Annotated in this window: 1 pseudogene; it reads left to right on the forward strand. The window is 42.2% G+C overall.

The annotated features are described in order from the left end of the window. Positions 1-289 precede the first annotated feature (289 nt). Positions 290-567: pseudogene (locus tag R8N49_RS29315) on the forward strand (GGDEF domain-containing protein); the annotation flags it as partial.

Consider the following 567-nt stretch of genomic DNA (forward strand, 5'->3'; position numbering starts at 1 on the left):
CAACCAAGCCCTTCTCATTCAGAGGGGCTTTTTCTTACCTGCTCTCTCAAATTCTTAACAAATCTCTCTTATTCTTGCTGTCTTCACTACGCTTTACCGAATGGTCACCTCTTGCTAATTAGGCATAAAAATTATCGGTTTAGACATGAGTTCAAGCTCACATTAAGCAACCTGACACTCACAAGTGGCGAGAAATAAACCATACTCTGTTAAAGGAACGTATTTTTCTTGAAAATAGCTGCGTGTTACTTATTGTTTACATTTAGAGGAATGTCTAGGGAGATGGCTATTGAGACTTGAAAGAACTTTTGACCCAAATGACTTGTCGACGCAAAACATGGAAAGCCCAATATGTTTACCGATCGGCTTTGTTCACTTTTTGGCTCAATCACAGACGTTACAGCAGGTGCTCGATACTGTCGCAGAATGGATCAATCGGATTTTTGAATCTGACCGCACCAGCATTACGCTGTACGAAAACAGTGACTACCTCAAGGTCTACTCTTTTTCCGGCAACAAAGCGATTCCTGCCGATTTTCTCGTGCCGATTGATCAAGCCTTCGTCGG

It is taken from the genome of Vibrio sp. 1978 (genome assembly GCF_033344345.1).